The sequence below is a fragment of the Devosia sp. genome (assembly GCF_017744655.1).
In the GTDB taxonomy this organism is placed as follows: domain Bacteria; phylum Pseudomonadota; class Alphaproteobacteria; order Rhizobiales; family Devosiaceae; genus Devosia.
Genome location: NZ_JAGIAW010000014.1, coordinates 232,986 through 248,017, shown reverse-complemented (window position 1 = coordinate 248,017; position 15,032 = coordinate 232,986). Strand labels below are relative to the sequence as shown.

The window sequence follows — 15,032 nt, the reverse complement described above, 5'->3', positions numbered from 1 at the left end:
TCACTAAGCCGGGCTGCGATCCATTGCCCGCGCAATGGATCTGGCAAGGTGCACCTGATCGAACGGCTTGCCCAACCGCTCTACACGCCTACCGGGTAAATCCACGCCTTCGCCATATCCGCTGGCGATAATGGCCGGAATGCCCGGACGGTCCTCGTCGATGGCTTTGATCAACTGTGTGCCCGTCATATTGGGCATTGCCTGATCGGTAATAATGAGGTCGATGTCGTTGCGGGCGCGGAACTTCTTCAGCGCGTCGCCGCCCGAATAGGCTTCGACGACCTCATGGCCGAGGTCTTCCAGCAAGGCAGTTGTATTCATCAACACCAGAGCGTCGTCGTCGGCCACCAACACGGTGAGCCGTGGCACCGGCGGTTGGACGGCATCGTTCTCGGTTGGCGCCGGACGAGAAACCTCGCCTTCGGCGATCGGCAGCCAAAGAATGGCCTTCGTGCCTTGGCCCGGCTTGCTCTCGATCTCGAAGTCTCCGCCTAATTGCTTCGCCATGCCATGCACCATCGGTAGACCCAGACCCGTTCCCTTTCCGACCCCCTTGGTCGTGAAGAAAGGCTCGGTTGCGCGCCGCAAGGTCTCGGCGTCCATGCCACTGCCCTTGTCCTCAACCGCCAGGCGAATGTAGTCGCCCCTGGCCAAGGTCGCGCCCATCCCGTTCTCGATCCGGCGGCGGTCCGCGGAAATCACGATGGGTCCGCCATTCGGCGTTGCGTCGCGGGCGTTGACGATCAGATTGAGGAGGGACATCTCGAGCTGATTGGCATCGACCCGAACTGCCGGCAATTTCAGCGGGAAGTTGGTGGTGATCGGCCATTCCGGTCCGATCGATCTTTGCACCAGATCGTTCATTCCGGCCAAAAGGCCGGCAACGTCGACCTGATCGAGATGCAAGTCCTGGCGTCGCGCAAAAGCCAACATGCGCTGGGTCAACGTGGCGCCGCGCTTGGCGCCTTCAATCGCATTGTCGAGCAGCCTTCGCGACATCTGATCCGGCGGCAAATGCTTTTGCAGCAATTCAAGGCTGCTCATGACTGCCATCAGCAGGTTGTTGAAGTCATGGGCAACGCCCCCGGTGAGCTGGCCAATGGCCTCCATCTTTTGAGATTGGAACAGAGCTTCGCGCGCAGCTTCCAGTTCGCGCTGGGTCGCCTCGCGTTCCGTAATGTCGCGCGTAATCTTGGCAAAGCCGATGGGCCGGCCCTCGTCGTCGCGGATGGCGTCGATCACCACGCTGGCGCGGAAGAGGTCGCCGTCCTTCCGTACCCGCCAGCCTTCCGCGCTAAACCGGCCTTCCCTGCGTGCCGTCTCGAGAGCCCTCGCCGGTTCGCCATTGTTCCGGTCTTCTTCCCGATAGAAGCGCGAGAAGTGCTTGCCGATGATTTCTTCGGGCTCGTAGCCCTTGATCCTGCGAGCACCTTCGTTCCAGCTGGAAACGCGGCCCTCCAGATCGATCATATAGATCGCGTAGTCGGTGACCCCCTGCACAAGGTGGCGGAACTGCTTTTCGCTGTCGTTCAGCGCTTGTTCGACCGCCCGCCGCTCAGTCACGTCTCGCCCATAGGCATAGACCAGACCTTCCTCCTGCGTCGTGTGCCACTCTATCCGATGATAGGTGCCATCGACGGCACGAAACCGGTTCTCATAATTGTCGAGTTCCTCGTCGCCGACGGCCCTGGCCAGCGCTGCCAGGCTGCTCTCGATATCCTCAGGGTGCATGAAGTCGCTAAAGTGGCGCCCGACGATATGTTGTGGCGCATGACCAAGGATGCGGGTCCAGGAGGGACTGACGGAACGAAAGACACCCTCGGAATCCACGACGACGATCAAATCCCGCGACACGCTCCAGATGCGATCTGCCCGGCGCTTTTCATTGCCAAGTGTGACGACGTTGGCAAGCGCGCCAGCGATCTGGGCAGCAGCAAGCCGAACAACATTCAGCACGTCATCGTTGAGGGCCCGATAGGGATTCAGGCCCAAGACCAGCAGGCCCGCGGTCTTGTCCGTGCCTAATTCCGGAATGGCGATCGCAATCGCCTCGGTCGGTGGTCGATCCCAGTCGCCTGTCGGCCAGGAGCGATCCGGCGGAAGAGCGAGGTATTTGCCGGCGACTTCGGCATCCCGAAGAGACGTCCCGACCACGCCCTCGAAGACAGGTACACCATCCGCGCCCGCCACTTGGTCAGCGAGGCGCATTTCCACGAAGGGAAAGTCTCGGCGGTTTGTAGAGAATGCCGACTGAACGGCGGCATGAAGGCCTGGCTTGTCCCTGACGGCCGTAAGCCCGCTTCCAAGCTGCCGCAATGTTTCAAGGCGACGCTCGCTGATGATGCGCGCCGTTTCCTCGGTGACGACGCAGAGCAGTCCTCCTACGCTTCCATCGCCTTGGAACAGCGGGCTATAGGAAAAACTGTGATAGGTTTCCTCTGGAAATCCGCTGCGCTCCAACAGCAAAAGCAGGGCTTTGTTCCAGGTGGCCGTCCCCGCCTTTACCAGTTCGACCTGATTGGCGACGTCCTCGTAGACCTCCGACCACACCTCTCGAAACGGGCGGCCAAGCATATTGGGATGCTTGATGCCAAGCGTTGGAATATACGCGTCGTTGTAAAAGAAAATGAGATCCGGACCCCAGCCGAGCCACATCTCGAAGCGGGAGGTCAGCAACATGCGCAACGGTATTTTGAGAGCGTCCGGCCAGTCGCGGGGATCGCCAAGCGAGGTCTCAGTCCAGTCCCGCTCTCGCATGGCCTGTGCCATGATGCTTTCGCCAGGAAAAATGTCGGCTAAGCCATCGATTTCGCTACGCACAATCGCCCCTTATGCAGTCGCGCATTAACGGCGCCGCATAGGTTTTGGTTGCACCGAGCGTTTGTCAGAGACACACGGCGCCAAGACGTTGCTTCGCCCAAGACACCATTGACCTGCGTCAGTTGAGTTGCTAATACGCATTAGCAGATAATACGTATTAGCAAACTGGGGAGGGGCGATTGGCTGCAAACAGGCGACTGACGCAGAAGGATATTGCTCAGTTGGCCGGAGTCAGCCAGGCGACGGTGTCATTTGTGCTCAACGGCGCACCGTCTTCCCGGGCCCGCATCCCGCAGGAGACGCGAGAACGCGTTGAAAAGGTCATTCGAGATACGGGCTATGTCGCCGACCCGGTTGCTCGCCGCATGGTCAAGGGACTCAATCGTATCCTGGGGGTCTTTACGTATGAGCCGGCCTTTCCCTCCGGTCAGGCAGATTTCTTCACCCCCTTCCTCTTCGGCATCGAAGAGGCGGCGCAGGACAAGGGTTACGATCTGCTGCTGATGACCGGGGCAGGGCGCGAGCGCAAGATTTTCGGCGAGAATGCCAGGCTCCGCCTCGCCGATGGTTGCGTCATCCTCGGCCGCAAATTCGACAATACCGAACTCGCCCGCCTCGTTGCCGGCGACTTCCCCTTCGTCGCCGTCGGCCGCCGCGACGACGCCGGCGGTCCCGTCCCCTATGTCGGTGGCGACTACGCCCCTGCCACCTCCGCCCTCGTCGAGCGCGCCAAATCCTTCGGCCACCGCCGGATCGCCTATGTCGGCCTCAATGAAGGCGCCGAATCCACCGTCGACCGCTGGTACGGTTTTTCTCGCTCCGTCGGCGAAGCCGAACTCGTCACCTCGATCTTCGAAGTCGGCCGCCCGCCCAACGAAATCCTCGACATCCTGTTCGCGGCCGGCGCCACCTGCGTCTTCGTCACCGAACTCGCCGACGCCATCGCCATCGAACACGCCGCCCGCGAGCGCGGCCTATCCATTCCCGACGATCTGTCCATCGTCGTCCTCGGCAATCACATCCGCGCCGAAGAACCCGGCCGCCGCTTCACCTCATTCGCCATTCCGCGCGAGGCCATGGCCCGCGCTGCCACCGAAATGCTGGTCCGCCGCGTCGAGCACGATGCCCCGGTGGAACAGCTCCTCCTCCATTGCGAGCCGCTCGAGGGTGACACCCTCGGCGCTCCCTCCTCCAAAACCAAGAAGACCAAATGACCAAAGAACTTTCCGCTGATCTCCTCGTCGTCGGTGGTGGCCTCGGTGGCGTCGCCGCTGCTCTCGGCGCCCTTCGTTCTGGCCGCACAGTCATTCTCACCGAGGAATTCGACTGGCTCGGCGGCCAGCTCACGAGCCAGGCCGTCCCGCCCGATGAGCATTCCTGGGTCGAGCAGTTCGGCATCACCCGCTCCTATCGCCAGCTCCGCAATGGCATCCGCCAATACTATCGCGACCACTATCCGCTGACCGCCGAGAGCCGCGCTTGGGGCGATCTCAACCCCGGCGCGGGATGGGTCAGCCGCCTCTGCGCCGAGCCCCGCACCGGCCTCGCCGTCATAGAAGCCATGCTCGCCCCCTGGCGCGGCGGCGGCCAGCTCCGCGTACTAAAACCCTACTTGCCCATCGCCGCCGACGTGCAAGGCGACGCGGTCCGCGCCATCACCCTCCGCCATCGCGACACCGGCGCAGAAATCACCGTCTCCGCCTCCTACGTCGTCGACGCCACCGAACTCGGCGATCTCCTGCCCCTCACCGGCACCGAATACGCCAAGGGCTTCGAATCCCAGTCCGACACCGGCGAACCTAGCGCGCCCGAAACCGCCCAGCCCGAAAACGTGCAGGCCGTCTCCGTCTGTTTCGCCATCGACCACGTCGACGGCAACCAGGTCATCGACAAGCCGGCGAACTATGATTTCTGGCGCCAATACCAGCCCGATTTCTGGGGCGGCCCGCTGCTCGGCTTCAAGGCTCCCCACCCGCGCACCCTCGAAATCACCGAGCGCAGCTTCACCCCGAACCCGGACGACGATCCGCTGCTGGTCGACGCCGATCAGCGCCGCAATCCCGGCGACGGCAATCTCTGGACCTTCCGCCGCATCGCCGCTCGCCGCAATTTCGTGCCCGGTGCCTATGGCTCAGACATCTGCCTCGTGAACTGGCCGATGATCGACTACATGCTCGGCTCCATCATCGACGTCTCCGAGGAAGAAAAGGCCGCGCACCTCAAATCCGCCGCCGACCTCTCCTACTCCGTCTTCTATTGGCTCCAGACCGAAGCCCCCCGCCTCGACGGCGGCCAGGGTTTTCCGGGCCTCCGCCTCCGCGGCGACATCACCGGCGCCGACCATGGCCTCGCCATGGCCCCCTATATCCGCGAAAGCCGCCGCATCCTGCCCGTCACCCGCATCGTCGAGCAGGACGTCTCGATGACCATCCACGGCAACACGCTGTCAAAACAGTATCGCGACAGCGTCGGCATCGGCATGTACCGCATCGACCTCCACCCTTCCACGGGTGGCGACAACTATGTCGACGTCGAATCCGCGCCCTTCGAAATCCCGCTCGGCTCGCTGCTGCCGCGCCGCGTGAAAAACCTGCTGGCCGGCGGCAAGAACATGGGCACCACCCACATCACCAATGGCTGCTACCGACTGCATCCGGTCGAGTGGAACGTCGGCGAAGTCGCCGGGCTCCTTGCCGCCCACTGCCTCAACCACGGGCTCACGCCGCACCAGGTGCAGGCCGACGACGCCCTGCTCACCGATTTCCAGTCACGTCTCCATGCGGAAGGCATCGAAATCCGCTGGCCCGACGTGCGTGGCTACTAACCAACTCATGTCATCCAGGGAGGAAACAATGACGAAACATCTGCTGAAAACCACGGCCGCAACGGCCGGCATCATTCTGGGCCTTGCCGCCGCCGGCACGGCCTGGGCCCAGGACGCGGTCAATCTACGCATGACCATCTGGAGCGCCAACGAAGCCCATCTCGCCATGTTCAACGAGATCGCAGAGGGTTTTAAAGCTACCCACCCCAATGTCTCGGTGACCTTCGAACCTCTGCCCTTCGACAGCTACACCACGACCCTGACCACTCAGATCGCCGGCGGCAACCCGCCTGATCTGGCCTGGATTCTCGAAACCACCGCCGCCGACTTCGTCAATTCCGGCGCCCTTGCCCCGCTGACCGACGCCTTTGCCGCAACCGAAGGCTACGATCTCGCCGACGTCTCGGAAAAGGCCACCGCCCTCTGGACCAAGGACGGCCAGCTCTACGCCTATCCCTTCTCGACCTCGCCCTTCGCCATTTTCGCGAACAACGACGTGCTGAAGGCCGCAGGCGCCAAAACCCCGGCCGAACTGATCGCCGCCGGCGAATGGACCTGGGACAATGCCTTCGCTTCGGCCGCCACGGTCGGTCAGTCCGGCAAAACCGGCCTCGTCGTCCGCGACTTCAAGTTCCAGACCTGGCAGAACCTCGCCTCCATTTGGAACGGCTGGGGCGCCGCCCCCTGGAGCGCGGATGGCAAGACCTGCACCTTCACCGAGCCGGCCATGGTCGATGCGCTGACCGCTATCCACAAGGCCATCTTCACCGACAAGGCCATGCCCGGCCCGGGCGAAGACATCGACTTCTTCGCTGGCGAAACCGGCATGACCATCACCCAGATTAGCCGTGCCTCGCTGCTGCCCAAGGAAAATCCCTTCGATTGGGACCTCGTGCCGCTTCCGGCCGGCCCTGCCGGTGAGTATTCCGTCGTCGGCCAAGCCGGTGTCGGCGCCTTCGCCAAGGGGGCCAACAAGGACGTCGCCGTCGAATTCCTCGGCTACATGACCAATGCCGAAAATTCCAAGAAGCTGGCCCAATTCTTCCCGCCGGCCCGCGCCAGCCTCCTCAATGCCGAAACCCTCGCCTCGACCAACCCGCTGCTCTCTCCCGAGCAGATCGAAAACGTCGTGATATCAGGCATCGCCAACGGCACCGTTCTGCCGGGCCACACCAATTTCGCCCAGATCCAGCAGACCATCCGCGCTGGCCTCGACTCCCTCTGGGTCCCGGAAGCCGACGTCGCCGCCGTGCTCGCAAACGTGTGTTCCAGCGTCAGCCCGCTGCTGGCACGCTGATCTCTAGCTGACCTTGGGATGGGGCGGCCACCGCCCCTTCCTCCCACTACCGCGCGGCACCAGGCCGCCGCCGCAGGAACCTCCATGTCTCAGCCCACACAAGCGCCGCACAAGCCGCCCTTCTGGACCATCGCCCGGCGCGACGCGGCGGCAGGCTATATCTTCATCGCGCCCCAGCTCATCGGCATCATCACCTTCGTGCTCGTGCCGCTCGGCCTCGTCTTCTGGTATTCCCTCCACGAATGGAACGTGCTGGCCGCGAGCTTCAACTTCGTCGGCGCCGCCAATTACCAGATGCTGCTAGCCGACCCGAACCTGCCGCAGGTGCTCATCGCATCCGCCATCTTCTCGGCCGGCCTCGTCATCCTCAATATGTCGCTGGCTCTGCTTCTCGCCGTCCTCCTCGACCAGAAGCTCAAAGGCATGGTGGTCTTCCGCACCCTGTTCTTCTCGCCTGTTGTCGTTTCCCTCGTCGCCTGGACCATCGTCTGGAGCTTCCTCCTCCAGAACAATGGCGGCATCAACGGCATGCTGGCCATGCTCGGAATCGAAGGCCCCAACTGGCTCCGCACCCCCACCACGGCCATGATTTCCGTTGTCGTCGTGCAGGTCTTCAAGAATGTGGGCCTCAACATGATCCTGTTCCTCGCCGCCCTTCAGGGCGTGCCCAAGGAACTCTACGAGGCCGCGCGGGTCGATGGCGCCAGCGGTTTCAAGCAATTCCGCCGCATCACCCTGCCAATGATCTCGCCCACGATCCTCCTCACCTCGATCATCACCATCGTCGGCTCCCTCCAGGTCTTCGCCCAGATCGCCGTTCTCACCCAGGGCGGCCCAGGCATGACCACTACGGTTCTGGTCTACTACCTCTATCAGCAGGCCTTCCAGTTCCACTTCTTCGGCTATGGCTCGACCCTGTCGATCCTGCTCTTCGTCATCGTCGCGGTCCTGACCTTCGTTCAGTGGCAGCTCCGCAAGCGGATCGTCTTCTATGAAAACTGATCTCAGCCCCCGCATGAAGACTGCCCTCTACGGGCTGATGTGCATCCTGCTCATCCCCTTCGTCTTCCCCACCTGGTGGATGATCACCTCGTCGGTCAAACCGATCAGCGACATCTTCGCCTTCCCGCCCGACCTCTGGCCGCGCCGCTTCGATTTTTCGACCTATGCCCAGGTCTTCGAGCTGCAGCCATTCGCCCGGCAGTATTGGAACTCGGCCTATATCGCCGCCCTGGTCACCGTCGGCACCATGGTCATCTCCTCCATGGCCGGCTACGCCTTCGCGCGCATAAAATTCCCGTTCAGCAATGCCATCTTCATGGTCGTGCTGCTCGGCCTTCTGATCCCCTCCGAAGTCACCATCGTGCCGCTGTTCCAGATCTTCCTCGGCTGGGGCATGATCAACACCCATTGGCCGCTGATCCTCGTGCCCATCTTCGGCGCGCCCTCGGTTTTCGCCACCTTCGTCATGCGCCAGTTCTTCATCGCGCTCCCCAACGAGCTGGAAGAAGCAGCCCGCGTCGATGGCCTCGGCCGCTTCAAGATCTTCTGGACCATCGCCCTGCCGCTCGCAAAACCCGCCCTCGGCGCCGTGGCGATCTTCACCTTCCTCCACTCGTGGAACCTCTATCTCGAACCCATCGTATTCCTCTCTTCGACCCAGATGTTCACTCTGCCCCAGGCCCTGACCCAGTTCACCGACGCCTATGGCGGGGCCATGTGGAACATCCAGCTCGCCGCTGCCACCATGACCGCCATCCCCGTCTTGCTGGTCTTCATCGTGGCGCAGAAGCAGTTCGTCGAAGGGCTCGCCCATACCGGGCTGAAAGGCTGACCCCATGGCTCCCGTTACCCTCAAATCCGTCACCAAGAGCTATGGCGCCACATCCGTGCTGCATGGCATCGACATCGACATTACCGATGGCGAGTTCGTCGTCCTCGTCGGCCCCTCCGGCTGCGGCAAGTCCACCCTGCTGCGCATGATCGCCGGCCTCGAAACCATCACCGGCGGCGCCATCGAGATCGGTGGCCGCGTGGTCAATGACCTCGAGCCCAAAGACCGCGACATCGCCATGGTCTTCCAGAACTACGCGCTCTATCCGCACATGACCGTCGCCACAAACATGGGCTTCTCGCTCGAACACCGCGGTGGCTCGAAAGCCGAAATCGCCGAGCGCGTCCAATGGGCCGCCGGCATTCTCGGCCTCACCCATCTCCTCGATCGCTATCCCCGCCAGCTCTCCGGCGGCCAGCGCCAGCGCGTCGCCATGGGCCGCGCCATCGTCCGCAACCCGCAGGTCTTCCTCTTCGACGAACCTCTGTCCAACCTCGACGCAAAACTCCGCGTCGTCATGCGCGGCGAGATCAAGGGCCTCCACCAGCGCCTCGGCGTCACCACCGTCTACGTCACCCATGACCAGGTCGAAGCCATGACTATGGCCGACCGCATCGTCGTGATGAATGGCGGCAAGGTGGAACAGGTCGGCGCTCCGCTCGACCTCTACGATCGCCCGGCAAACCTCTTCGTCGCCGGATTCATCGGCTCCCCCTCCATGAACTTCATCGAAGGCGAATTGACCCCTGCAGGCTTCAAGGCCGGCAACATCACCCTGCCGCTCCCGGCCAATGCGCCGACATCCGGCAAGGCAACCTACGGTGTCCGACCCGAACACCTGATGCTGGCCGACGACGGCGTCGAGGCCGTGGTCAAACTCGTCGAGCCCATGGGTTCGGAAACCCAGGTTTCCCTGTCCCTCGGCGAGCAGTCCATCAGCGCCGTCTTCCGCGAACGCATCAAAGCCCAGCCGGGAACGACCATCCGCATCCGCCCCGACGCCAACGCCATCCACCTCTTCGACGCCACCGGCACCCGGATCGACTGATGTACCGCCCGACCAAACTCTACACCGCCCTGACCTCCGGCGAATTTCCGGTCATCGTCTCCCTCGCCCGCCACGACCTCGACCTCGCCAAGGCCGCCCTCGACGGCGGCGCCTTCGCCCTCAAGACTCATCTCAACGCCTACCACCGCGCCACCGGCACAACATTCGGCACTTTCGAGCAAGAACGCCCCTTCTTCGAAGAGCTCGCCAAACTCGGCTGCCCGCTGCTCGTCATGGCCGGCCAGGAAACCGTACCCACAGCCCAAGAGATGGACGCCCTCGCCGATCTCGGCTTCGAAGGCTTCAACGTCTATATCGACCACATGCAGCCCCACCTGCTGCAGTCACGCCTGCGCCCCATGCCGGCCCTCTCCTCGACCAGTACGCCCGACGACATAGCCGAGATTGCGGCCGTTCCCGGCTGCATCGTCGAGGCCTCGATTATGGAATTCGGGCGCTATCGCACGTCGATGACCGATGCCGACCTCGCCCGCTATGCCGAGATCGCTGCAGCGGTCGATGTTCCGGTGATCGTTCCCAGCCAGCTTAAGCTCACACCACAAGATGGCCTTCGGCTTAAGGCCGTAGGACTTGCGGCTCCACTTCTGGGGGCGATCGTTACCGGTGAGACACCCAGAAGCATGGCCCAAGCACTGCAGGTTTGGCGCGACCTCTGATAGGCCCCTTCGGGATTAGATTTGGTATCGTTTTTCGAACTCGACCGGCAATAGCATTCCATTGCGGACGTGCTTGGGGTCGGGTTGTAGAGCATCCCGATGTAGTCATACATCTCGCCGATATTAGTCTCCGTTCATGCCTCACTACGGCAAAACATAGGAGTTTGATCCTTGTTCTCCTCACAAGGACGAGCGAGGCGGGGAGACGTAATCAGTTGGCAGCACAGGAACCCCAGGCCGCCACCGCCGTTTGCCCTCTGTCCGTACGCCCGAGCTTTTCCATGTCACTTCGTAGAAATTTCGGGGCAATTCCCAATGAGCAGGGAACCCATTTTCTTCTTTGGGCCCTGGGCCGGGCTCGCGCCGAAGTCGAGATCGAGGGGAAGGGCCTGCTCAAACTGGACGACTTAGGGGATGGCTACTTTGGTAGCCTTATAGGTGGTGTTGGCAACGGAGCGCGCTACACCTTCCGATTGGATGGTGGAGATCCCGTGCCGGACTTGGCGTCTCGCTTCCAGCCGGACGGCAATGACGGGCCATCAGTGGTCGTTTCGAGCAGTTTTGCCTGGACTGACCGCTATTGGGCTGGCGTGTCGAACGGTGACCAAGTGATCTATGAGCTTCACATCGGTACGTTTACAAATGAGGGGACCTGGCTCGCGGCAGCGACCAAGCTCGAACACTTAAAGAACCTTGGCATCACAGTTATTCAGCTCATGCCGGTAGGTACCTTTAGCGGCGCTTTCGGCTGGGGCTACGACACGACGCTGCCTTTTGCGCCCTTTGCTCCTTACGGAACGATCGACGAGATGCGTGCTTTCATCGATGCGGCGCATAGTGTCGGCGTGGGGGTCATTCTCGACGTCGTCTACAATCACGTGGGGCTTGGGGACCATTACAGGGCATATTCAGACTACTACTTCACCAGCCGCTGCGAGAACGAATGGGGCGCCAGTTTTAACTTTGATGGTGAAGGTGCGCGAGCTGTGCGGGATTTCATCATCGACAATGCCGTCTACTGGATCAGGGATTTTCATCTCGATGGGCTGCGGATCGATGCGGTGCAGGCCATGTTCGACAGCAGTGAGCGACATATCCTCGCCGAATTGACGGAAGCGGTGAGAGAGGCCGCCAAGCCCCGCTCGGCCTATGTCGTGGTCGAGAACCAGCCGCAGGAACGGCGGATGATCGAAAGCCCTGATATCGGCGGCTTCGGCGTCGATGCGATGTATAGCGATGATTTTCAGCACACGCTGCGGGTCGCCACCACCGGGCACGACGATTTCTACTATCGCGATTATCGCGGCACACCGCAGGAACTGGTCTCGGCGCTGAAATATGGTTTTCTCTACCAGGGCCAGCGCTCGGATGCCCGTGACAAGGCCTATGGGACCTATAATCTCGAGACGCCGCCCCGGCATTTCGTCCATTTCCTTGAAAACCACGATCAGGTCGCCAATTCGCCGCGTGGTCTTCGGTTGAGTTCGCTGCTCAGTCCGGCGCGTCTGCGGGCTATCACAGGCATACTGCTGCTGGGCCCCCAGACGCCTTGCCTTTTCCAAGGACAGGAATTCGGCTCGACCCGGCCATTCTATTATTTCTTTGGCATTGAGGGTGAGCATGGCAAGGCGGTGGTCGCAGGACGAAGGACGTCTTTGAAGAATTTCCCAGGTGTTGCTGATCCCGCCATGCTGGAGCGGTTGGCCGATCCGGCGGACCCGGCCACCTTCGCGCAGAGCAAGCTCGATTGGGCCGAGGCGGAACGGCATCAGGGGCTACTTGCGCTCCATCGTGACCTGCTGAAGCTACGCCGGACAGACCCGATTTTTTCGCAGGAGACTGAGCGGCGGATCGACGGGGCAGTGCTCGGAGATGGCGCCCTGCTGCTGCGCTATATGACGCCGGACCCGGCGGGGCACCGGCTCATCCTTTTCAACCTCGGTCGCGACCTACCCATGGCGGTCACCGCGGAACCGCTATTAGCGCCGCCGGATGGGAGCGTTTGGTCGCTGACCTGGAGCAGCGAGCATCCCGATTATGATGGTGCGGGGCGCCGACCGGTCGACCCCGAACATTTCTGGATCCTGCCCAGCGACTGCACCCTGATGCTGCGCAGCGAGGCGCGCAAGTGAAGCCGCCTCGCGCTACCTATCGTCTGCAGCTCAACAAGGATTTCAGCCTCTCCGATGCCAAGGGGCTGGTGCCCTATCTCGACGAACTGGGTGTCAGCCACGCCTATCTTTCGCCCATTCTCATGGCGCAGCCGGGTAGTACGCACGGGTATGACACAGTTGACCATGCCCGGATCAACCCCGAGATTGGTACTCGCGATGATTTCCGGGCCCTGGCCGCTGCGCTAGAGGCGCGGGGCATGGGCATCATTCTCGACTTCGTGCCCAACCACATGGGCATCGGCGGGGCGAGTAATGCTCTATGGCTCGATGTCCTGAGGCATGGCCCCGACAGCCGATATGCTGACTGGTTCGACATCGATTGGCATCCGTCGCGCCCGGGCATGGACGGCAAAGTGCTCTTGCCTTTTCTCGGCAAGTCCTTTGCCGAGGTCTTGGCCGACGGCGACATTTGCCTCAAGGCGGATGCAGAAGGGTTTGCAGTCTGGGCCTATGACAAGGAGAAACTGCCCATCCGTACTGACGATGGCGTTGCTCTCATCAACCGTTATGGCGAGGTCGATGCCGTCGTGGCGGCGCATGCTGAGCCCGAAGCCCTGCGAGAACTCATATCGCGCCAGCATTGGCGTCTCGCCCATTTCGCAACGGCCGCTGACGAGATCAACTATCGGCGCTTCTTCATCAACAGCGAACTGGCTGGCATCCAGATCGATCGCCCTGAGGTATTCGATCATGCACACGCGCTGATCTTTTCCCTCATTGCGGAGGGTTTGGTGGACGGTCTGCGGATCGACCATATCGATGGTCTTCTTGATCCGCTGGGCTACTTGAAAATGCTCCGGCGCAAATCGCCGCGGCCTATCTATCTCGCGGTCGAAAAGATCCTCGCGCCGCACGAATATATTCGCCGCGACTGGCCGGTCGAGGGTACGACTGGCTATGAAGTGGGCGCCGATCTGACCCGAGTGCTGACCCGAGCCGAAGGGGAGCAGGCCCTGACCGAAGCGTACACGGGGTTCGTCGGGGCGGTGCCGGCTCCGCATGCCGAGGCCTATCGCTGCAAGTTGCGGGTGATGGACAATGAGCTTGCAGCGGAGTTGGGTAATCTGGCAAGCCGCACGGCTCGCCTGGCCTGGTCCGTTGCTGCGTCGGCTGATCTCACCGAGCACGCCTTGAAGCGTGTCTGGCGCGAGCTGATTGCGCAACTCGATGTTTATCGCGTCTATGCCCACGATGGCGTTCCCGGGTCGATGGATCGCCGGGAGCTCTCCCTTGCTCTGGCGCGAGCCGCCCGCGCGCAGCCGCAAATTCAGCCAGCGACCTTCGACTTTATAGCGGCACTTCTCTTCGGCACTCTGAACAGCAGCTACGACGCGCATCAAGCCGCAGAGGTTGTCGGCCGCTTTCAGCAATATACGGGTCCAGTGATGGCCAAGGGCGTCGAGGACACATCTCTTTATCGCTACAATCGCCTGGTCTCGCTCAATGAGGTCGGCGCCCATCCCGACCGGTTCAATCAGTCGATCGCCAGCTTTCACGACAGAAACATCCGGCGATTGGATCGGCATCCGCATTGCCTGATTGGAACGTCAACGCACGACACCAAAAGAGGCGAGGACATTCGGTTGCTGACTTCGGCCATCGCCGATGATCCCAGTCATTGGGCGGAAGCGGTTATCACCTGGCGTTCCCTTCTGGGCAGCAAGGCGGAAGATATTCATCCCAACGATCTCTATCTGCTGTTTCAACTCCTCCTCGGCGGTTGGCCGATTGTTGGGATCACCCAGGATTTTGCCGATCGGCTCAAGGGCGCGATGACCAAATCCCTGCGCGAGGCGCGGCAACGCAGCGATTGGGGGGTCAATGTTCTTAGCTACGAGAAGAAGGTCGAGACACTAATCGACGGCATGCTTGCCGACGAGGGCTTCCGTGACAGCTTTCATTCAGTGCGCACGCGCTATGAAGCGATCGGTCGGCGCAAAACGCTGATCCATGTCGCGTTGAAATTCACGCTCCCCGGTGTGCCCGACATTTATCGCGGGGCAGAAGACTGGGAGCAGAGCTTCGTTGATCCGGACAATCGCCGGCCTCTCGACTTTGCAGCTCTCTGGAGACGACTAACCAAACCCGAAGCGGGCCGGGACGACAAGCTGGTGATGACCCAGCAACTCCTAGAACTGCGCCAGAGCCACCCAGTGCTGTTTTCCAAGGGTAGCTACGAGCCGATCGACCTTGGCCAGGCTCGCCTTGGATTTCGGCGTCGGCATTCTGGAGTGACGCTGACAGTATTAGCCGATCTGTCGCGGTGGCATTCTGCGGGCCTCGGCGACACGTCGGGTTTTGGTAAATGCGTTGCCGGAGATGGTGACGGTCCTGTTGGCGTATTCATTGCCTGAGGTC

Annotated in this window: 10 protein-coding genes; 9 read left to right on the top strand and 1 reads right to left on the bottom strand. The window is 61.7% G+C overall.

Going from position 1 to position 15,032, the window contains the following annotated elements:
• Positions 1-3 precede the first annotated feature (3 nt).
• Positions 4-2,769, bottom strand: a complete 2,766-nt coding sequence (locus J7557_RS20795; protein WP_291422249.1) for a PAS domain S-box protein — start codon at positions 2,767-2,769, stop codon at positions 4-6.
• Between the two features lie 230 nt (positions 2,770-2,999).
• On the opposite strand from J7557_RS20795, the gene J7557_RS20790 reads away from it, so the two are divergent.
• From J7557_RS20790 to treY, 9 genes are all read left to right on the top strand, one after another.
• A complete protein-coding gene (locus tag J7557_RS20790) occupies positions 3,000-4,034 on the top strand; it encodes a LacI family DNA-binding transcriptional regulator (protein ID WP_291422247.1) in 1,035 nt (344 codons plus the stop codon).
• The gene (locus tag J7557_RS20785; protein ID WP_291422245.1) at positions 4,031-5,644 is read left to right on the top strand and encodes an FAD-dependent oxidoreductase; all 1,614 of its coding nucleotides are present in this window, start codon (positions 4,031-4,033) and stop codon (positions 5,642-5,644) included. Before J7557_RS20790 ends, J7557_RS20785 begins: the two co-directional genes overlap by 4 nt.
• A 28-nt stretch (positions 5,645-5,672) precedes the next feature.
• On the top strand, positions 5,673-6,941 hold the full coding sequence (locus tag J7557_RS20780; RefSeq protein ID WP_291422243.1) for a sugar ABC transporter substrate-binding protein: 1,269 nt from the start codon (positions 5,673-5,675) through the stop codon (positions 6,939-6,941).
• 84 nt (positions 6,942-7,025) lie between these two features.
• The gene (locus J7557_RS20775; RefSeq protein WP_291422241.1) at positions 7,026-7,943 is read left to right on the top strand and encodes a carbohydrate ABC transporter permease; all 918 of its coding nucleotides are present in this window, start codon (positions 7,026-7,028) and stop codon (positions 7,941-7,943) included.
• Entirely contained in the window at positions 7,933-8,775 is an 843-nt protein-coding gene (locus tag J7557_RS20770; RefSeq protein WP_291422239.1) for a carbohydrate ABC transporter permease, read from the top strand. Before J7557_RS20775 ends, J7557_RS20770 begins: the two co-directional genes overlap by 11 nt.
• Positions 8,776-8,779: 4 nt before the next feature.
• Positions 8,780-9,823: an ABC transporter ATP-binding protein gene (locus J7557_RS20765; protein WP_291422238.1), complete on the top strand. Its 1,044-nt coding sequence runs from the start codon at positions 8,780-8,782 to the stop codon at positions 9,821-9,823.
• A complete protein-coding gene (locus J7557_RS20760; protein ID WP_291422236.1) occupies positions 9,823-10,500 on the top strand; it encodes a hypothetical protein in 678 nt (225 codons plus the stop codon). Before J7557_RS20765 ends, J7557_RS20760 begins: the two co-directional genes overlap by 1 nt.
• Positions 10,501-10,715: 215 nt before the next feature.
• Positions 10,716-12,632 (top strand): alpha-amylase family glycosyl hydrolase, encoded by a 1,917-nt coding sequence (locus tag J7557_RS20755; RefSeq protein ID WP_291422234.1) that lies wholly within the window; start codon positions 10,716-10,718, stop codon positions 12,630-12,632.
• On the top strand, positions 12,629-15,028 hold the full coding sequence (gene treY, locus J7557_RS20750) for a malto-oligosyltrehalose synthase (protein ID WP_291422232.1): 2,400 nt from the start codon (positions 12,629-12,631) through the stop codon (positions 15,026-15,028). Before J7557_RS20755 ends, treY begins: the two co-directional genes overlap by 4 nt.
• Positions 15,029-15,032: the final 4 nt, after the last annotated feature.

What these genes read in the sequence shown, in the direction of transcription:
- J7557_RS20780 (WP_291422243.1), top strand. Translation starts at nt 5,673, where the DNA reads ATGACGAAACATCTGCTGAAAACCACGGCCGCAACGGCCGGCATCATT.
- J7557_RS20795 (WP_291422249.1), bottom strand. Translation starts at nt 2,769, where the DNA reads ATGGCACAGGCCATGCGAGAGCGGGACTGGACTGAGACCTCGCTTGGC.
- J7557_RS20775 (WP_291422241.1), top strand. Translation starts at nt 7,026, where the DNA reads ATGTCTCAGCCCACACAAGCGCCGCACAAGCCGCCCTTCTGGACCATC.
- J7557_RS20785 (WP_291422245.1), top strand. Translation starts at nt 4,031, where the DNA reads ATGACCAAAGAACTTTCCGCTGATCTCCTCGTCGTCGGTGGTGGCCTC.
- J7557_RS20770 (WP_291422239.1), top strand. Translation starts at nt 7,933, where the DNA reads ATGAAAACTGATCTCAGCCCCCGCATGAAGACTGCCCTCTACGGGCTG.
- J7557_RS20765 (WP_291422238.1), top strand. Translation starts at nt 8,780, where the DNA reads ATGGCTCCCGTTACCCTCAAATCCGTCACCAAGAGCTATGGCGCCACA.
- J7557_RS20760 (WP_291422236.1), top strand. Translation starts at nt 9,823, where the DNA reads ATGTACCGCCCGACCAAACTCTACACCGCCCTGACCTCCGGCGAATTT.